The sequence below is a fragment of the Streptomyces sp. NPDC007896 genome (assembly GCF_042959425.1).
Classification (GTDB): domain Bacteria; phylum Actinomycetota; class Actinomycetes; order Streptomycetales; family Streptomycetaceae; genus Streptomyces.
In genome coordinates, this window is record NZ_JBIBKX010000013.1 from 39,543 (window position 1) to 56,627 (window position 17,085).

The 17,085-nt window shown below is 71.8% G+C and carries 17 protein-coding genes; 7 read left to right on the forward strand and 10 right to left on the reverse strand.

What is annotated here, in order from left to right; genetic code table 11:
• Position 1: 1 nt before the first annotated feature.
• Entirely contained in the window at positions 2-1,609 is a 1,608-nt protein-coding gene (locus ACFZDJ_RS35085) for a FadD3 family acyl-CoA ligase (protein ID WP_391065016.1), read from the reverse strand.
• A 101-nt stretch (positions 1,610-1,710) separates the two neighbouring features.
• Between ACFZDJ_RS35085 and ACFZDJ_RS35090 the strand changes: the two genes are divergently transcribed.
• Genes ACFZDJ_RS35090 through ACFZDJ_RS35100 form a run of 3 tightly spaced genes read left to right on the forward strand, consistent with a single transcriptional unit; the run spans position 1,711 to position 4,079 of the window.
• Positions 1,711-2,859, forward strand: a complete 1,149-nt coding sequence (locus ACFZDJ_RS35090; protein ID WP_391065019.1) for a lipid-transfer protein — start codon at positions 1,711-1,713, stop codon at positions 2,857-2,859.
• A 9-nt stretch (positions 2,860-2,868) separates the two neighbouring features.
• Positions 2,869-3,300: a Zn-ribbon domain-containing OB-fold protein gene (locus ACFZDJ_RS35095; RefSeq protein ID WP_384926174.1), complete on the forward strand. Its 432-nt coding sequence runs from the start codon at positions 2,869-2,871 to the stop codon at positions 3,298-3,300.
• The gene (locus ACFZDJ_RS35100; RefSeq protein WP_391065022.1) at positions 3,276-4,079 is read left to right on the forward strand and encodes an enoyl-CoA hydratase-related protein; all 804 of its coding nucleotides are present in this window, start codon (positions 3,276-3,278) and stop codon (positions 4,077-4,079) included. The genes ACFZDJ_RS35095 and ACFZDJ_RS35100 overlap by 25 nt, the downstream gene beginning before the upstream one ends.
• Before the next feature lie 186 nt (positions 4,080-4,265).
• On the opposite strand, the gene ACFZDJ_RS35105 is transcribed toward ACFZDJ_RS35100, so the two are convergent.
• Together ACFZDJ_RS35105 and ACFZDJ_RS35110 are read right to left on the reverse strand one after the other, a co-directional pair.
• Positions 4,266-6,590 carry a PQQ-binding-like beta-propeller repeat protein gene (locus tag ACFZDJ_RS35105; RefSeq protein WP_391065025.1) on the reverse strand — a complete coding sequence of 775 codons (2,325 nt, stop codon included), beginning with the start codon at positions 6,588-6,590 and terminating at the stop codon, positions 4,266-4,268.
• Positions 6,591-6,750: 160 nt separating this feature from the next.
• Positions 6,751-7,503, reverse strand: a complete 753-nt coding sequence (locus ACFZDJ_RS35110; RefSeq protein WP_391065028.1) for a VOC family protein — start codon at positions 7,501-7,503, stop codon at positions 6,751-6,753.
• A 168-nt stretch (positions 7,504-7,671) separates the two neighbouring features.
• Between ACFZDJ_RS35110 and ACFZDJ_RS35115 the strand changes: the two genes are divergently transcribed.
• Positions 7,672-8,307, forward strand: a complete 636-nt coding sequence (locus ACFZDJ_RS35115; RefSeq protein WP_101404450.1) for a TetR family transcriptional regulator — start codon at positions 7,672-7,674, stop codon at positions 8,305-8,307.
• Between the two features lie 85 nt (positions 8,308-8,392).
• Here ACFZDJ_RS35115 and ACFZDJ_RS35120 read toward each other — a convergent pair whose 3' ends face one another.
• Both ACFZDJ_RS35120 and ACFZDJ_RS35125 read right to left on the reverse strand, forming a co-directional pair.
• Positions 8,393-8,944 carry a nitroreductase family deazaflavin-dependent oxidoreductase gene (locus tag ACFZDJ_RS35120; RefSeq protein WP_391065032.1) on the reverse strand — a complete coding sequence of 184 codons (552 nt, stop codon included), beginning with the start codon at positions 8,942-8,944 and terminating at the stop codon, positions 8,393-8,395.
• Complete coding sequence (locus ACFZDJ_RS35125) at positions 8,944-10,134, reverse strand: acyl-CoA dehydrogenase family protein (RefSeq protein WP_391065035.1); 1,191 nt, start codon at positions 10,132-10,134, stop codon at positions 8,944-8,946. Before ACFZDJ_RS35125 ends, ACFZDJ_RS35120 begins: the two co-directional genes overlap by 1 nt.
• Positions 10,135-10,248: 114 nt before the next feature.
• On the opposite strand from ACFZDJ_RS35125, the gene ACFZDJ_RS35130 reads away from it, so the two are divergent.
• A complete protein-coding gene (locus ACFZDJ_RS35130; RefSeq protein ID WP_391065038.1) occupies positions 10,249-11,415 on the forward strand; it encodes an acetyl-CoA acetyltransferase in 1,167 nt (388 codons plus the stop codon).
• Positions 11,416-11,502: 87 nt separating this feature from the next.
• Here the strand turns inward: ACFZDJ_RS35130 and ACFZDJ_RS35135 are convergent, their stop codons facing one another.
• From ACFZDJ_RS35135 to ACFZDJ_RS35150, 4 genes are all read right to left on the reverse strand, one after another.
• Positions 11,503-12,453, reverse strand: a complete 951-nt coding sequence (locus ACFZDJ_RS35135) for an AraC family transcriptional regulator ligand-binding domain-containing protein (protein ID WP_390930478.1) — start codon at positions 12,451-12,453, stop codon at positions 11,503-11,505.
• Between the two features lie 181 nt (positions 12,454-12,634).
• Entirely contained in the window at positions 12,635-13,975 is a 1,341-nt protein-coding gene (locus tag ACFZDJ_RS35140; RefSeq protein WP_391065041.1) for a hypothetical protein, read from the reverse strand.
• Positions 13,972-14,151, reverse strand: a complete 180-nt coding sequence (locus tag ACFZDJ_RS35145) for a DUF397 domain-containing protein (RefSeq protein WP_390930482.1) — start codon at positions 14,149-14,151, stop codon at positions 13,972-13,974. The genes ACFZDJ_RS35140 and ACFZDJ_RS35145 overlap by 4 nt, the downstream gene beginning before the upstream one ends.
• Positions 14,148-14,942, reverse strand: a complete 795-nt coding sequence (locus ACFZDJ_RS35150; RefSeq protein ID WP_391065044.1) for a Scr1 family TA system antitoxin-like transcriptional regulator — start codon at positions 14,940-14,942, stop codon at positions 14,148-14,150. The genes ACFZDJ_RS35145 and ACFZDJ_RS35150 overlap by 4 nt, the downstream gene beginning before the upstream one ends.
• A gap of 107 nt (positions 14,943-15,049) precedes the next feature.
• On the opposite strand from ACFZDJ_RS35150, the gene ACFZDJ_RS35155 reads away from it, so the two are divergent.
• A complete protein-coding gene (locus ACFZDJ_RS35155) occupies positions 15,050-15,457 on the forward strand; it encodes a hypothetical protein (RefSeq protein ID WP_168509272.1) in 408 nt (135 codons plus the stop codon).
• Between the two features lie 10 nt (positions 15,458-15,467).
• The gene (locus ACFZDJ_RS35160) at positions 15,468-16,139 is read left to right on the forward strand and encodes a pyridoxal 5'-phosphate synthase (protein ID WP_391065048.1); all 672 of its coding nucleotides are present in this window, start codon (positions 15,468-15,470) and stop codon (positions 16,137-16,139) included.
• Here the strand turns inward: ACFZDJ_RS35160 and ACFZDJ_RS35165 are convergent.
• Complete coding sequence (locus tag ACFZDJ_RS35165) at positions 16,076-17,047, reverse strand: LysR substrate-binding domain-containing protein (protein ID WP_391065409.1); 972 nt, start codon at positions 17,045-17,047, stop codon at positions 16,076-16,078. The two genes, ACFZDJ_RS35160 and ACFZDJ_RS35165, sit on opposite strands and share 64 nt — an antisense overlap.
• Between the last annotated feature and the right edge of the window lie 38 nt (positions 17,048-17,085).

The window sequence follows — 17,085 nt, forward strand, 5'->3', positions numbered from 1 at the left end:
TTCAGAAGGTCCCGGAGCGCAACTCCCCCTTCACCACCTTCCCGCTCGCGTTCCGCGGCAGTTCCCGTACGAACTCGACCGCTCTCGGGACCTTGTAGTTCGCCATCTCGCGGCGGGACCAGGCGATGAGGTCGTCGGAGGTGAGGACGGAGCCCGGGCGGCGGACCACGTAGGCCTTGCCGACCTCGCCCAGCCGGCCGTCCGGTACGCCGATCACCGCCACGTCCGCGATGTCCGGGTGGAGGCCGAGGAGTTGTTCTATCTCGGCGGGGTAGGCGTTGAAGCCGCCGACGATGAACATGTCCTTGATGCGGTCGGTGATGCGGAGGTTGCCGGCCGGGTCCAGGACGCCCACGTCGCCGGTGCGCAGCCAGCCGTCCGGGGTCAGGGCGCGGGCGGTCTCCTCGGCGTCCTCGAAGTAGCCCCGCATCACGTTGAAGCCGCGGACCAGCACCTCCCCCGGGGTTCCCGCCGGCGCCTCGACGCGTACCTCCACGCCCGGGATGGCGCGTCCCGAGGTCGACGCGATCACGGACGACGGGTCGCCCCGGCGGCACATCGTCACGAATCCGCTGGCCTCCGAGAGGCCGTACGCCGTCAGGACCGTCTCCACGCCCAGTTCGGTGCGCAGGCGTTCCACCAGGCGGAGGGGGACCACGGCCGCTCCCGTGACCACCAGCCGCAGCGTCGACAGGTCGTACGACGCCCGCGCCGGGTGGTCGAGGAGGGACTGGTGGAGGGTCGGCGGGCCGGGCAGGACCGTGACCCGCTCGGACGCGATGTTCGCCAGCACCGTGTCCACGTCGAACACCGGCTGCGGGACCATCGTCGCGCCCCGCATCAGACAGGCGAGCACCCCGGCCTTGTAGCCGAAGGTGTGGAAGAAGGGGTTCACGATCAGGTAGCGGTCCTCCCGGCGCAGACCGGCCAGCTCGCACCACACCTCGTACGCCCGCAGGCTCTGCGCGTGCGTGATCACGGCGCCCTTGGGCCGGCCCGTCGTACCCGAGGTGAAGACGATGTCCGACGGCGCCGACCCCGGCACGGCCGCCGCCCTCTCCCGCACCTCCGCCGCCCCGACGCCCTCCCCGTCCGCCAGGAAGTCCTTCCAGGTACGGAAGTCGGCGGGGGCGTCGTCCGCCAGTACCACCACCTGTTCGAGGTGCGGGAGTCCGGGGAGGGGTCCGTTTCCGACGCCCTCCCCGGACTCCCGTTCCCCCTCCCCCGCCGCCCGTCGCAGCGACGCCACGTACGACGTCCCCAGGAACGTCCCCGTCACGAACAGCAGCCGCGCGCGGCTGCGGGACAGTACGTACGCCGCCTCGGCGCCCTTGAAGCGGGTGTTGAGCGGGACGAGCACCGCGCCCGCCGACACCGCGCCGAGGGCGGAGACGATCCAGTCCAGGGTGTTCGGCGCCCAGATGGCGACCCGGTCGCCGAGCCGTACGCCGTTCGCGAGGCAGGCGGCCGCCGCACGTTCGACGCGGGCGCCCAGCTCGGCGTAGGAGATCCGCGTACGGCCCTCGATGACGGCCTCGCGGTCCGCGAAGCGCGTCGCCGCCGACCGCATCAGCCCCGGGATGCTGCCCCACTCCAGGTCTCCGCGCATCTCACGCCTCCGTAGGCACGAACCCACTAGCTGACTACCCGTCAGATTAGCTGTAGCCTGACGGCCTGTCAGCAGTCGGGCCCTTCCGTGGAGGTGCACCCATGCCGGGGATCAAGGACGCCACCGCCGTCGTCGGCATCGGTCAGACCCCCTTCGCCAGGCAACTCCCCGAGTCCGAGAAGACCTTGGCCTGCCGCGCGATCCTCGCCGCCCTCGACGACGCCGGAATCGCACCCTCCGAAGTCGACGGGCTCGCCTCCTACACCATGGAGGAGACCGACGAGGTGGAGGTCGCGAAGGCGGTCGGCCTCGGCGATCTCACCTTCTTCAGCAAGGTGGGCTACGGGGGCGGCGGCTCCTGCGCCACCGTCGCGCACCTCGCCGCCGCCGTCGCCACCGGCCAGGCGACGGTGGGCGTGGCCTGGCGGTCGCGCAAGCGCGGCAGCGGGCCGAGGCCGTGGAAGAACACCGCCGTCCAACTGCCCACCCCCGCCCAGTGGACCCGCCCCTTCGGACTGCTCAGACCGGCCGACGAGATAGGCATGCTGGCCCGTCGCTACATGCACGAGTACGGCGCCACCCGCGACCACCTCTTCAACGTCGCCCTCGCCTGCCGCAACCGCGCCAACCAGAACCCCGCCGCGATGATGTACGAGCGCCCGCTGACCCGCGAGATGTACATGACCTCCCGCTGGATCAGCGAGCCCCTCTGCCTCTTCGACAACTGCCTGGAGACGGACGGCGCGTTGGCCTGCGTGATCGTGTCCGCCGAGCGCGCCCGGGACTGCCGGCGGCGCCCCGTGTACGTCCACTCCGCCGCCCAGGGTCTGCCCGCCCAGCACCACGGCATGGTCAACTACTGGAACGACGACCCGCTCACCGGCCCCGCCTGGACGGCCGCCCGGCACCTGTGGAAACACGCCGACTTCGCCCCGGACGACATCGACGTGGCCCAGATCTACGACGCCTTCACCCCCCTCGTTCCGCTCTCCTTGGAGGGCTACGGATTCTGCGGACGCGGGGAGGGCGCGGCCTTCACGGAGGGCGGCGCCCTGGAGATCGGGGGCCGGCTGCCCCTCAACACCGGCGGGGGCGGACTCAGCGAGGCGTACGTCCACGGCTTCAACCTCATCAACGAGGGCGTGAAGCAGTTGCGGGGCACGAGCACCGCCCAGGTCCCCGGGGCCGCCACCTGCCTGGTCACGGCGGGGGAGGGCGTCCCCACCTCCGCGATCCTGCTGCGGAACTGAGGAGCCGAGATGACCGAGCCCCTTCTCACCCCCGTCCTCGACGACGACGGCGCGCCCTTCTGGGGGTACGCCGCCCAGGGCGAGCTACGGATCCAGGCGTGCGCCGACTGCGGCGAACTGCGCTTCCCGCCCCGCCCCTGCTGTCCCCACTGCCAGTCCTTCGGCAGCGAGTGGCGACGGATGAGCGGACTGGGCCGCGTCTGGTCGTACGTCGTGCCGCACCCGCCGCTGCTCCCGGCGTACGCGGCCCTGGCCCCGTACAACGCGATCGTCGTCGAACTCGCCGAGGCCCCGCACATCCGTCTGGTCGGCAACCTGGTCACGGCCCCGGGCGCACCGCTCGACTCCTTCTCCCCGGACCGGGTCCGGATCGGAGCGCGGGTACGGGTGGTGTTCAGCGGGGAGGGGCTGCCGCAGTGGGTTCTGGACGGCCGGTCGTGAACGGCGGCGCGCTGCGGATCGCGACCGACAAGGACACCGGCGTCGCGGTCCTCACCCTGGACCGCCCGGAAAAACTGAACGCCATCGACGAGGCCCTGGCGTCCGAGCTGTCCACCGCCTGGCGGACGTTCCGCTTCGACGACTCGGTACGGGCCGTCGTCCTCACGGGGTCGGGCGAACGGGCCTTCTCCACAGGCCTCGACCGCACCACCGAGACTCCCCAGCCCACCTCCCCCTACATGATGGACGACCCGCTCCTGCGCATCGGCCCGAAGGCCAACGACCTGTGGAAGCCGGTCGTCGCGGCCGTGCGCGGGATGGCGTGCGGAGGGGCCTTCTACCTCCTCGGGGAGGCGGAGTTCGTCGTCGCCGACGAGACCGCCACCTTCTTCGACCCGCACACGACGTACGGCATGGTCAGCGCGTACGAGTCCGTGTACGCGGCGCACCGGATGCCGTACGGGGAGGCGGCGCGGATGGCACTCATGGGGAACGCCGAACGGATGTCCGCGCGGCGGGCGTACGACATCGGGTGGGTCTCCGAACTCACCCCGCCCGGGGGTGCGTTGGAGGCCGCCGTCCGCTGCGCCACGGTGATCGCCTCCTACCCCTCCGAAGGAGTGCAGGGCACCGTCCGCGCCCTGTGGGCGGCGCACGAGGCGGCCCGCGCCCACGCCTTCGCGCAGGCGCCGCACCTCATCTCCCTGGGCAACCTGCCCCCGGCCCGGCAAGCGGCTCTGTTCTCCGCACGCCGACCGAACGGGTTCCGGGTGCGGTGATTCGGCTGCGGGTGGGTGGGGGCTGGTCGCGCAGTTCCCCGCGCCCCCAAAAGCCCCCGGCCGACCGGCGTTCGAGAGCGAGGCCGATGGGGCACCGGGGCGCAGCCCCGTGCCCCAGGGGCGCGGGGAACTGCGCGCCAAGCCCCCACCGGCCCGCGGTCGAAGAAACAGGAAAGGCCGGTCCCCCTACGCCGTACGCGCCGTCCCCGTCCCCTTCTCCGCGTCCAGCGCGTACACGCACCGGTCCTTGCTGCACGCGTACACCACCCCGTCCTTGACCACCGGCGCACCGGTGATCTCCCCGCCCGTCGCCAGCTTCCAGCGGAGCCGGCCGTCGTCCGCCTTCAGGGTGTAGAGGAGATGGTCGGTGGAGCCGAAGTGGATGCGGCCCTCGGCGACCGCGGGCGCGCCCACGAGGTCGCCCCCGGCCTGGAAGCGCCACTTCGGGGTGCCGGTGACCGCGTCGAGGGTGTACAACCCCTTGCCGCTGCCGACGTGGACGTGGCCGGCGGCGACCAGGACGGGATCGATCGAGGAGCGGGCCTCGGTCGCGATGCGCCAGCGGTCGCGACCGTCCGTCGCGTCGAGGGCGTACACCGTGCCGAGGTAGTCGGCGAGGTAGACGCCGCCTCCCGTGACCGCGGGGCCCGACACGAAGGTCGGCGGGGAGAGGAAGACCGCGGGGGCCTCGAAGTGCCAGCGGACGTGCCCGCTCGCGACGTCGACGGCGAGGACGCGGGTGCCCGCGGAGATGTAGACGTAGCCGTCGGGGGCGGACGTGATCCGTACGGGTACGCCTCCGCACGACGCGGCGTCGCCGATCGGGTACGACCACCGCTCCTCACCCGTACGGGCCTCCAGGGCACACAGCCGGGCGTCCTTCCACACGTACACCGTGCCGTCGTGGACGGCGGGCCCGGCCTCCGTGGACTCGAAGTCGGTCTGGGCGCCGGTGATCTCCCAGAGTTTCTGGCCGTTGGAGGCCTCCCAGGCCTGGACGCCGCCCCCGCGCGTACCGGTGATGACGGTCCCGCGGTCGGCCTTCAGGGAGTACACCCAGGCGTCCGTGGACAGCCGCCACAGGTCCGCGCCCTCCCGCGCGTTCAGCGCGAAGAGGGTGGGGCCGTCGGAGGCGTGGATGCGGCCGTCCGCGACCGCCATGGACCAGGCCACGTCCCGCGTCTTGAAGCGGCGGCGGCCGGTCGCGACGTCCAGGGCGTGGACTTCGAAGGAGGTGACGTAGACGAGGTCGCCCGCGACCGAGGGCGTACCCCAGACGTCGTTCGACATACGGAAGCGCCAGGGACGCCAGCCGGACGGGGAGTCCGGTGTGGGCGGCGGAGCGACCGTCGGAGCGGGGTCGGCGCCGTTGACGCCGACGCGCGGGCGGGACCAGGAGGCGGCGAGGCCCGCCTCCGGAGGAGGTGCCTTCACGGCGGCGGCACGGGCGTCGGCGACGCGCGGTCCGGGGCCGATGGGCACCTGGCCGCCCGCGAGCCGTACGGGGCCGCTGTCGGGCGCCCCGACGGGCACGGGAGCGTGCGAGGGCGGCGGCGGAAGGGCGGGGCGTCCGCCACCGCTGCGACCGCCCAAGGACGGGGGCTTCGGCGCCGGACGGCCCCCGCGGCGTGCCTCGATCAGGCCTACCGCCCGCTCGGGCAGCCACGCCGACGCCGTACCGCTGTCGTCGGAGCCGGAGCCGAAGAGGTGGGGTGCCAACTGGGCCTGGAGGTCGGCGGGGTTGGGACGGCCGGTCGCCTCCATCTGCATACAGGACTCGATGAGGGGGCGCAGCTCGTCCGGGAGGCCCTCCAGGTCGGGGCCCTCCCGCAGCAGCATGAAGACCGTCTCGACCGGGTTGGCGCCGTGGAAGGGCGCGTGCCCCGTGGCGGCGAACACCAGCATCGAGCCGAGCGAGAAGACATCGCTCGCACCGGTGACGCTGCGCGAGTCCTTCGCCTGTTCGGGGGACATGTAGGCCGGGGTGCCGACGGCGACGTTCGTCATCGTCAAACGGGTGTTCGAAACGCCGGAGGCGATACCGAAGTCGATGACCCGCGGCCCGTCCTCCACCACCAGCACGTTCGAGGGCTTCAGGTCACGGTGGACGAGCCCGGCGCCGTGGATCGACTGCAGCGCCTCCGCGACGCCCGCCGCCAGCCAGCGCACCGCCTGGGCCGGCATCGGCCCGCACTCGTTCACTATTTCTTCGAGGGAGGGCGCCGGAACGTACGCGGTGGCCAGCCACGGCACGGCCGCGCGCGGATCGGCGTCGACCACGGCCGCCGTGTAGAAGCCGGAGACCGCTCGCGCGGCCTCCACCTCACGAGTGAAGCGGACCCGGAACAGCTGGTCCTCGGCGAGCTCGGTCCTGACCGTCTTGATCGCCACGCGCCGGCCCGAAGCCGAGCGCGCGAGATAGACCAGCCCCATGCCACCGGCACCCAGCCGTCCCAGCACCTCGAACGGCCCGATCCGCCGCGGATCGTGCTGTGTCAGCTGATCCACCACTTGCCTGCCACCTCCCCGTACGAGCCACGTCATCCACGTATGAACGCGGCCCCGTGCAGCGTCTCACCACCGCACCGCCATGGCGGCACGCACCCCGATTCTTCCTGTCCCGGCCACAGGTTGCGAACCCAGGGGCGGAACGGGGTGTCTCGGGACAAAATCACCGGCCCCGTACCTGGAGTACGGCGAACGACGCCCCTTGATTGTCCGTGACGACGGCCGCCCTTCCGTACGACGTGTCGAAAGGGGGCGTCTGGACGCGTCCGCCGAGCCGGTTCACCGTACCGAGAACCGCGTCGACGTCCTCCACTCCGAAGTGCACGAGGAAGTGCGGCGGCATCTCGGCCGGGAAGACACCGGAGACCGGGGCGCGGCCGAAGTCGGGCGAGGCGTCGGGGCCGAACAGGGCTTCGTGGAACAGGGTGCCGTAGAAACGGTCGACGGCTTCCGGGTCCCGCGCGTACAGCTCGGCCCAGCAGAAGGAACCCGGCTCGTGCCGCTTGCCGAAACCGGGGTGGGTGCCCGCCTGCCACAGGCCGAAGACCCCGCCCTCGGGATCGGTCGCGAGGGCGGTCGTACCGTAGGGGCCCAGCTGGGTGGGCGCGGTGATCACCTGCCCGCCGGCCGCCTGGATCCGGGCCGCGAGCGCGGCGGCGTCCGGTGTCGCGAACGACACCGTCCAGACGGTGGGCATCCGGCCGTCCCGCTTGGGCGTGAGGGCGGCGACGGGCTCCCCGTGACGGAGCGCCCACACGCCCTCCGTGTGCGGCCCGAACCCCTCCCCGAAGGTCCAGCCGAACAGCTCACCGTAGAAGCGCCTGCCCGCCTCCACGTCGGGAAGCTGCGCGTCGACCCAGCAGGGGACGCCCTCTGAGTAGGCGTGCGTTGCGTCGGATGCCCGGGATACGGCCATGCGGCCAAGTTAACGGCCTTTCATCCACTCCGCGCGACGGCCCGGACACCCTCAGGCATCCCCCAGGGACCCACTCGCCGCCCGCACTCCCCCCCCATGCACCCCATTTGCAGTCGGCCGAATCGCGCTCCGATCACCCCTCGGTAAGCTGACGGCATGACAGGACAAGTGCGTACCGTCGACGGCCGTGTGGCCGGACGGCGAGGGCAGGCGACCAGGCAGAAACTGCTCGACTGCCTCAGTGAAATGCTCAGCTCGTCGCCGTACCGGGACGTCAAAGTCATTGATGTCGCCCGGAAGGCGGGCACGTCGCCGGCGACTTTCTACCAGTACTTTCCGGACGTCGAAGGTGCCGTTCTGGAGATCGCCGAACAAATGGCCGCGGAGGGCGCCGGGTTGACCCAGCTCCTCGAAGGGCGCTCCTGGGTCGGCAAGGCCGGCTGGGCGACCGCGCAGGAACTCGTGGACGGCTTCCTGGAGTTCTGGCGGAAGAACGAGGCGATTCTGCGCGTGGTCGACCTGGGCGCCGCCGAGGGCGACAAACGCTTCTACAAGATCCGCATGAAGATCCTCAACTCGGTGAACAACTCCCTCTCGGACTCGGTCGCCGAGCTCCAGTCCAAGGGCAAGGTCGACAAGGACGTGAACCCCGGGGCGATCGCCGGTTCGCTCGTCGCGATGCTCGCCGCGGTGGCCTCGCACCAGAAGGGCTTCCAAACCTGGGGGGTCAAGCAGGCCGAACTCAAGCCGAACCTGGCGCTCTTGGTGCACCTCGGGGTGACCGGGAAGAAGCCGACCAAGTAGCGCGACCGTATCTTCTGGGGCTCCTGTTCGGCCCACATCCTGTCATGCAGGCGGCAGTTCACTTCGTGGACTGCCGCCTGCTGCGCTATGCGCCGCGACGCACGATGCGAAACAGCCTGATCTCACGATCGATCCGCGCCTGGTACGTGGCGTACGGCGGCCAGAACGCCAGCACCGCCTTCCAGACCGCGTCCCGCTCCTCCCCCTCCAGCCGACGGGCCGTCACGGGGATGTCCTCACCCTCCCAGCTGATGACGGCGTCCGGATGGGCGAGGAGGTTGGCGGTCCAGGCCGGATGATCGGTGCGCCCGAAGTTGGACCCGATGAGAATCCAGCTGCCTGCCCGGCCGCCCGTCCCCTTCGGCCCCTCGGTCCCCTGCGCCCCATCCGTCCCCTGCACCCCCTCTGGCATACAGGCCAGTGGCGTGCGCCGCTCCAGCCCGCTGCGGGCCCCCCGCACGGTCAGCACGATGCCCGGCAGCAGCTGCGCGCTGAGCAGCACCTTGCCGCGCGTCAGCCGGTGCACCGCGCGGTCGAGGGCCGGGACGAGGTGCGGGGCGATCCGGGCGAAGGCCCGCGTCGAGGACACCTTCTGCACACTCCGTACGACGGCTCGCGACCGAATTCCCGGCGCCATCAGACCGCCACCTCCGCCCCGTCGAAGAGCCGCGCCGCGTCGGCGGCGTACGCCCGCAGCCGGTGCACGGGCCCGAAGAGCAGTTCGTCGCCGGCCGCGCGCTTGAAGTACAGCTGGGCCTCGTGCTCCCAGGTGAAGCCGATGCCGCCGTGCAGCTGGATCGCCTCGGCGGCGGCCGTGCGCAGCGCCTCCAGGCCCTGGGCGAGCGCGAGCCCGCCGACCCGCTCACCCCCGGCCCCCGCCGCCCAGGCGGCGTAGTACGCGGCGGACCGCGCCGCCTGCACCCGCACGTACACGTCCGCGAGCCGGTGCTTCACCGCCTGGAAGGACCCGATCGCCCGCCCGAACTGCTCCCGCTGCCGCACGTGGGCGACGGTCCGCTCCAGCGCCCGGTCGGCGGCTCCGACGGCTTCGACGGCGAGCAGGGCGGCGGCGCTGTCCCCGACGGAGGCGAGCGCGCCGAGCACGTCGCCGTCCTCCTCGCCCAGCACCTCGGCCCGCACCTGCCGCAGTTGCACCCGCCCCTGCGCCCGCGTCTCGTCCAACGACGTCTGCCGCATCCGTACGAGTCCCTGGGCGCCCTCCGTCACGAGGAAGATCCGGGTCCGGGCCCGGGCGAACCCCCCGGTGTGCGCGGCGACCAGCAGGAGCCCGGCGCTGTGCCCGTCGAGGACCTGTTCCACCTCCCCGTAGAGGCGCCAGCCGCCCTCCTCGCCCCGCCGGGCCTGTACGCCCCCGGCCCGGCCGCCGCCCGCCCAGTCCCCGGCGTTGTCGCCGACCAGGCCGAGCGCGGTGGGAAGCCCGGCGCCCGGTACCGCGAGGGCGGCGGTCAGCTCGCCGGCCCCGATCCCGGGCAGCAGCGCGGCGCGCTGGGCGTCGGTGCCGAGGGCGAGGATCAGCGGGGCCGCGAGGGCGGCCGTGGCGAGCAGCGGCGAGGGCGCGAGGGCCCGCCCCGACTCCTCGCAGGCGAGGGCGAGGTCGGCGAACGAGCAGCCGACCCCGCCGTACGCCGTGGGCAGTGCGAGCCCCGGCAGCCCGAGCTGCTGTGCGAGTGCCTCCCAGAGCCCGGTGTCGTATCCGACCCCGGTGCGCACGGCCGACCGCACCTCCTCCGGACCGCAGCGCTTGAGCAGGAGTTCCCGCAGGGTGCGGCGGATCTCGTCCTGTTCGGCGGTGAAACGGGCGTCCATGGCCAGGCCCTTTCTCCCGATCTGACGGCCCGTCACATTAGCGCCGTGCGGTACGGATGCCCAGAGCCACGACGGCCTCCCGCGCACCGCCACATCTGATGTACCGTCAGATTCATGACTCCGGGAAAGCGCAAGGTCGCCGTCGTGGGTGTCTCCCTCTCGGACTGCGGTCGTGTGGACGACGCGACGCCCTACGCCCTGCACGCCCAGGCCGCCAGGCGTGCGCTGACGGACGCGGGGATGGACCGCTCGCTGGTCGACGGGTTCGCGTCGGCGGGCCTTGGCACACTGCCACCGGTCGAGGTGGCCGAGTACCTGGGCCTGCGCCCCACCTGGGTCGACTCCACCGCCGTCGGCGGCTCCACCTGGGAGGTCATGGCCGCGCACGCGGCGGACGCGATCGCGGCGGGCCACGCCCGCGCCGTCCTCCTCGTCTACGGCTCGACCGCCCGCGCCGACATCAAGGCGGGACGCCGCACCGGCGACCTCTCCTTCGGCGCCCGGGGCCCTCTCCAGTTCGAGGTCCCCTACGGCCACACGCTCATCGCCAAGTACGCGATGGCCGCGCGCCGCCACATGCACGCGTACGGCACGACACTCGAACAGCTCGCGTCGGTGGCCGTCCAGGCGCGGGCGAACGCGGCGCTGAACCCGGAGGCGATGTTCCGCACCCCGATCACCACCGACGACGTCCTGTCCGGCCCGATGATCGCCGACCCCTTCACCAAGCTGCACTGCTGTCTGCGCTCCGACGGCGGCGCGGCGGTGCTGCTGGCGGCCGAGGAGTACGTACGGGACTGCCGTACGGCCCCGGTGTGGATCCTCGGCACCGGCGAGCACGTCTCGCACACGACGATGTCCGAGTGGCCGGACTTCACCGTCTCCCCCGCGGCGGTGAGCGGACGCCTCGCCTTCGAGCGGGCGGGGGTGCGGCCCGACGAGATCGACGTGGCCGAGATCTACGACGCCTTCACCTACATGACCCTCGTGACCCTGGAGGACCTGGGCTTCTGCGCGAAGGGAGAGGGCGGTCCGTTCGTGGAGAAGGGGCGCCTGACGGTGGGCGGGGAGCTGCCCGTGAACACGGACGGCGGCGGACTCTCGGCCCAGCATCCGGGCATGCGGGGCCTGTTCCTCCTGGTGGAGGCCGTACGGCAACTGCGCGGGGAGGCCGGGGAACGGCAGGTCAGGAAGGCGGGCGGACGCCTTCCTGAGCTGGCGGTGGCCTCCGGGACGGGCGGCTGGTTCTGCTCGTCGGGGACGGTGGTGCTGGGGCGGTAGGGGCCGGTGGTGCTGGGGCGGTAGGGGCCGGTGGTGCGCGGACGATCGGCCCCGTCGGCGCTGGGGCGGTAGGGGCCGGGCAGCGGTTCAGCGTGCGGCCCAGCGGCGTCTGGCCCGGCGCAGGGCGCGGGCGTCGGAGTAGCCGAGGAGACCGGACGTGCCGCCGGAGGGCGCGGCCGGGTGCCGGTGGAGCCGCGCGAACTGCGCCTGCCGGGCGCGATCGACCTCATGGCGCCAGGTGGTGCCCGACTCGGCGAGCCGGCGCTGGAGAGTTCTGGGGCTCGTCGCCAGCCGTCGCGCGACGGAGGTCAGGGAGAGGGGGTCCTCCGCGAGCACCGCGGCGGCCAGCACCTGCTGGACGCGGTCGGGCCAGCTGGTGGGGCGCGGCTGGATGCGCGGCAGCGAGGCCGCGTGGCGCTCCATGATGGCGGCGAGGGCGGGATCGGCGGTGCGCAGCGGCAGCTCCAGATCGGCGGCGCGCAGGGTCACGCTGTCGGTGTCGGCCCCGTACGTGATCCGGGTGGTGCCGAGGAAGTCGCTGAACGTGGTGGACCTGCGCGGTGCGCGCTGCCGCAGGCTGACCTCCACGGCTCCGATCGGCCGTCCGGTCGCCCAGCGGGAGCGGGAGAGCAGGTCGGACATCCCGGTCTGGATGGCCAGCTCCCGCCCCCGGTCCTCGTCCTCAGCCAGCGAGAAGGTGACCCGCACGACTCTCTCCGTGGCGGCCACGACGGCGTACTGCCCCACACCGGTGATCAGGTCCACATACCGCCCGCTCGCCGCGTAGCCCTCCCCGAGGGTCCGTGCCGTGGTGAACAGATAGTCGTAGACACCGAGTTGGCCGGGCGCGAAGTCGCCGCCGACGCGCAGTCCGACGTCGGGCACACCGTGGTGGTGCTCGGCCAGTACCAGGGTCCGCAGGAAGCAGTCGTTGGCGACGGTGATGTCGTCGCTGTCCATGGCCCACGCCGGGATCCCCGCTTCCCGGGCGAGGCGGCCGGCCTCGTACCCGGTTCCCGCCGTTCTCGCGAGCACCATCTTCGGCAGGGCAACGCTGTACAAAACAGGCACCTCACAACACCGCGGCGGTGACTGGCGTGTTCAGCCGCGTCGCTGACACGTTCGGTCCTCCCGCACAGGCCGATCCACGCCGCATCTTAGAGGCAGCGGAAAACGTCCGTTCCCTGGCGTCACGGGGGTGCGCCAGGGACACGGAAGGTCAGGGCAGAACGGTGACAGGAGCCGTGTCGTTGGCCGGGTTCGGGTCGCGGCGGCCCGTGGACGGCTCGGCGTCCTGGAGGGCCACGCCGCCCTGCCCCGGACCGTCGAGGCTGAGGGTGAACTCGAAGTCACGGGTCTCGCCGGGGTCGAGTTGGCCCACGAGGCAGCTGTACGCCGGGCCGTCGGAGTCGCAGTACGGCTCGTACGCGTCCTCGTCGATGGCCTCCATGGGTTCTTCCAGCACGGTGCCGGGCGGCGGCGTGAACAGCAGTTTCGTACCGGCGCCGGGGATGCCGGGCCCGTTGTTGCGCACCTTGAGCCGCAGCGAGCGCTTCGCGCCGGGGCTGCCCCGCAGTTCGACGTCGAAGACCTCGTAGTCGGCGTGGGTGTCCAGACGCACGTCGGTGAAGACGTCTCCCTCGGCGAACGTGCCGTCGGTGTCGTCGGCGTCGCGCACGGCCTCGGCGGTCAGGGGCGGGCCGTCACCGTGGTCGCCGCCCGGCGGCACCACGGTGTACTGTCCGGGCCCCGAGTCCAGCGGCCAGGCCTCCTGGCTGAAGGAGCCGTACATCCGCGTCTTCGACGCACGCAGGCGCAGGGCGGGGTGCAGGACGACAGTCCCGCCGGGCGGGATGCGCAGGTCGGGAAAACGGCAGACGGCCGTGTGGCCGTGGTGTTGCGGCGGGTAACGGCAGTTGGCGTACCGCTGCCGGAAGTCCAGGTCCCCGGAGCCAAGTTCGAGGGCCAGCCCCTTCACCGGCACCTCGCCGTCATTGCGGACGACGACCGGTACGGTCACGTCGGCGCCGGGGCGCACGTCTGTGATGACCTTGGGAGTGCGCACCTTCACCACGGGCTCGCCGACCACGACCCGGGTGCGGGTGGTGAGCGTCTTCCCGTCCTTCGTGGTGAACGTGAAGCGCACGATGCCGGTGTCGCCGGGCTTGCTGCCCTCGGCGGCGACCGGGTGGACCCGGTCCAGGTCCGACCAGCTGTCGTAGGCACCGCTGACGTCGCAGATGGCACGCACGGTGTCGTTGATGCACCGGGTCCCGCCCTTGCGCAAGCCGACCGCCTTCAGCCGTACGACGCCCTCGGACCCGCGCACGTCGACGGTCAGCCGGTGATCCTGCGTGCCGTAGCGGCTGGTCGCCTTGACGTCCTCGGCCTGCAGATGGAACGGCATCTTGGCCTTGGGCCCGGATGTGTCACCGACGGGACGCAGGTAGAAGACCTCGGGGGCGGAGATGAGGGACTTGGGGTCCTCCGCGAGGGGGCCGCAGGCGGCGAGGGGGAGCAGGAGGGCGCCGCTGAGAGCGACGCCCGCTGAGCGCCTCAACGGACGGTACGGAGGAAGGCCGTCCAGGTGGTGGGGGTGACGGCGAGGGTGGGGCCGGTGAGGTTCTTTGAGTCGCGGATGTGGACCATTTCGGGGCGGGTTGCTATTTCGAGGCAGGCGCCGCCTTCGTTGTTGCTGTAGCTCGACTTGAACCAGGTCAATTTGGTCGTGTTCACAGTTCTCCAGCCTTTTGCTTGATCAGCTCCTCGGACTCCCAGGGGTTGAGCGCCTGGGCCCGCAAGATGCCGAAGATTTCGAACAGATCGGTCACCAGCTCCGGCTTGTGGATCAACTTATCGCCGCCATGCGCCTCCACGTACACCAGATTGCGCCCCTCCTCGGTGCCCATCAGCTGCATCGGACCGTTCAGCCCGGCGTGCGTATGCCGCTTGGTCGGCATCACCTGAACTGTGAGGTGCTGCCTCATCGTCCGAATGCACTCCAGGATGTGCAGCAACTGGCCCTTGAGCACTTCCGCACCCCCGAGGTGCCGTTCCAGTACGGACTCCTCGATCACGTAACCCACGTACGGCGGCAGATTGCGCGTCAGCACCGACTGCCGTTCCAGTCGAGCCGTTACGTGCCCCTCGATCTCCTCCTCAGTGAACGCAGGCCGCCGCGCTTCGTACAGCGCCTGTGCGTGGGCCCGGGTCTGAAGCAGCCCCGGGATCAGCATGTTCTCGTACGCGCTGATCACCCGCGCGTGCCGTTCCAGCCGCACCCAGTTGACGAAGGTGGGCGCGTACTTCTCCTCCTCCATCATCTCGATGCACGCAACGAGCGCACCCCTCGCGTCGAGCCCGTTGTCCGCGTCCTTGAGGAACTGGATCGGCGGAATGCGTTCCGCCCTCTCGTACGACCCGAAGCACCCCTCGGAGACCAGTAACAACTCACCCGCCTCCTTCTGCGTCAGCCCCAACCGCCCCCGTTGGATGCGCAACAGCCCCCCCACCAACCTGCGCCCCATGGACGCCCCACCATTCGCCCCCACAACAACCACCATCCTCCCCACAACCGGCAATGTGGACCGTGTTCGTCTAGTCACGCTACGCAACCACCGTCACGCTCATAGTCATGACGAACAAACTCACCCCGAATTGGGTCCCAAGGTCCGGGCTTCAACTACGCCTCGCCGGGGTCCACTTCGACGCCATCCGGGTGTGCGGCGTACGCGGGGAAGCCGTGCTGCACCACCTCGTCGCGCTCACCGACGGTCACCCCGGACCGGTCGTCAGGGAATCCAACGGCTGCCGCTGGACGTACTTCCTGCTGGCGCCCGGCGAGGGCGCGGAGCACGACTGGCCGCCCGGCGCCCGCCGGTTCACACGCTCGGCGCACGACGAGTACGTGGGCGTACCCGCGCCGGAGGGGAACACGTACCCCCTGAGCTGGGGGCACGGCGCACCGGAGGTGGGTGAGTTCGTGGACGCGGAGCTGCTGCACGGGGTGCTCATGGCGCAGCTTTGCCGGACCTCCGAGTGATACTTGGGGCATGGGAACGGATCTTCACGAGCTGCTCAGGTCACTGCGGGTGTGGGACGTAGAGCTGCCCTCCTTCGACCCGGCATCCGCACCCGCCGAACCGCTCCCCCTGTTCACGGAGTGGTTCGCGGACGCGGTCGCGGCGGGGCAGAGCGAACCGCACACGATGTCGCTGGCGACGGCGGACGAGGACGGGCTGCCCGACGTCCGGATCGTGATGCTGCACGGCGCGGACGCGGACGGCTGGGCCTTCGCGAGCCATGTCACCAGCCGCAAGGGCCGTCAGCTGGCCGCGCGCCCGTACGCGGCTCTGGGGTTCTACTGGCCCGCCCAGGGCCGTCAGATCCGGCTGCGGGGGCCGGTCGAGGTCGCCCCGGCCGAGGAGGGGCAGGCGGATCTGCACGCCCGTTCGACGGGGGCGCTGGCCGCCGCGCTCGTGGGCGGGCAGAGTGAAGTGCTGGGTTCCGTGGCGGAGTTGGGGCGGGTCTCGGACGAGGCCTGGGACCGCGCTCGGCGCGAGCCCGACGCTCCGGCCCCGACCTGGACCCTCTACCGCCTCCGGCCGGAAGAGGTGGAGTTCTTCCAGGGTGACGCGAGGCGCCGGCACGTACGGCTCGTCTACCGCCGCCCGGAACCCTCTTCGGAGGGCGGAGGCTGGCGCAAGGAGCTGCTCTGGCCCTGAGACCCGGGACCGGTCAGGTGGGCCTGGGCGCACTTGCGGAAGGCCGTCACGAGGCGGCTGCGGTCGTCGGCGCGGGTCGCGAGCACGACGTGGCTCGGTTCGACGCCGTGCAGGGGGACCGTGGTGAGGTCGGGGCGGATGCGGTCGACGCGCGGGTCGGCCGGGACGATGGCCACGGCCTGCCCGGAGGCGATGAATTCGAACTTGTCCTCCAGGGCCTCGATGAGCGGACCGTCGGGCGCCCGGCTGCCGTCGGGGCGCGGGTCGATGCGCCAGAACGCGTTCCAGGCCGAGTCGGACACCCGGGGCAGGGGTTCGTCGGCGATGTCGTCGAGGGTGACGGATTCCTTGCCGGCCAGGCGGTGGTCGAAGGGGACGAGGAGCACGCGGGGCTCGTCGTAGAGGATCGTGACGTGGAGCTGGTCGGTCCGCATCGGGAGGCGGGTCACCGCCACGTCCACCCGGTGCTCGACCAGCGCCGCGTGGGCGTCGTTCCAGACGAGGTGCTGGGCGACCACCTCGGCGTCCGGGTGCAGCCGGCGCATCTCGCGCACCGCCGGGGTGACGATGATGCCGGAGGTGTAGCCGATGGTGACACGGCTGGGCTGGGCGGCGGCCCGGGTGCGCGCCGCGGCCTGAGTGGCCGAGCGCAGCAGCGCCTTGGCCTGGGGCAGGAAGACCTCGCCCGCCTCGGTGAGCCGGCTGCCCTGCGGGGTACGGTCCAGCAGACGGGCGCCGAGTTGCTGTTCGAGGCGGCGGATCTGCCGGCTCAGGGACGGCTGGGCGATGCACAGGGCGGCGGCGGCACGGCCGAAGTGCCGGTGCTCGGCGACGACCGTGAAGTACCGCACGAGGCGCAGATCGAGGTCGACCGGAGGCGAAGGCTGCTGCGGCGACGAAGCGGACATCATGCCTTCACGGTATCCCCCGCACACATCGGGTGACA

What these genes read in the sequence shown, in the direction of transcription:
- ACFZDJ_RS35085 (WP_391065016.1), bottom strand. Translation starts at nt 1,609, where the DNA reads ATGCGCGGAGACCTGGAGTGGGGCAGCATCCCGGGGCTGATGCGGTCG.
- ACFZDJ_RS35090 (WP_391065019.1), top strand. Translation starts at nt 1,711, where the DNA reads ATGCCGGGGATCAAGGACGCCACCGCCGTCGTCGGCATCGGTCAGACC.
- ACFZDJ_RS35095 (WP_384926174.1), top strand. Translation starts at nt 2,869, where the DNA reads ATGACCGAGCCCCTTCTCACCCCCGTCCTCGACGACGACGGCGCGCCC.
- ACFZDJ_RS35110 (WP_391065028.1), bottom strand. Translation starts at nt 7,503, where the DNA reads ATGGCCGTATCCCGGGCATCCGACGCAACGCACGCCTACTCAGAGGGC.
- ACFZDJ_RS35120 (WP_391065032.1), bottom strand. Translation starts at nt 8,944, where the DNA reads ATGGCGCCGGGAATTCGGTCGCGAGCCGTCGTACGGAGTGTGCAGAAG.
- ACFZDJ_RS35125 (WP_391065035.1), bottom strand. Translation starts at nt 10,134, where the DNA reads ATGGACGCCCGTTTCACCGCCGAACAGGACGAGATCCGCCGCACCCTG.
- ACFZDJ_RS35130 (WP_391065038.1), top strand. Translation starts at nt 10,249, where the DNA reads ATGACTCCGGGAAAGCGCAAGGTCGCCGTCGTGGGTGTCTCCCTCTCG.
- ACFZDJ_RS35135 (WP_390930478.1), bottom strand. Translation starts at nt 12,453, where the DNA reads ATGGTGCTCGCGAGAACGGCGGGAACCGGGTACGAGGCCGGCCGCCTC.
- ACFZDJ_RS35150 (WP_391065044.1), bottom strand. Translation starts at nt 14,942, where the DNA reads ATGGGGCGCAGGTTGGTGGGGGGGCTGTTGCGCATCCAACGGGGGCGG.
- ACFZDJ_RS35155 (WP_168509272.1), top strand. Translation starts at nt 15,050, where the DNA reads ATGACGAACAAACTCACCCCGAATTGGGTCCCAAGGTCCGGGCTTCAA.
- ACFZDJ_RS35160 (WP_391065048.1), top strand. Translation starts at nt 15,468, where the DNA reads ATGGGAACGGATCTTCACGAGCTGCTCAGGTCACTGCGGGTGTGGGAC.
- ACFZDJ_RS35165 (WP_391065409.1), bottom strand. Translation starts at nt 17,047, where the DNA reads ATGTCCGCTTCGTCGCCGCAGCAGCCTTCGCCTCCGGTCGACCTCGAT.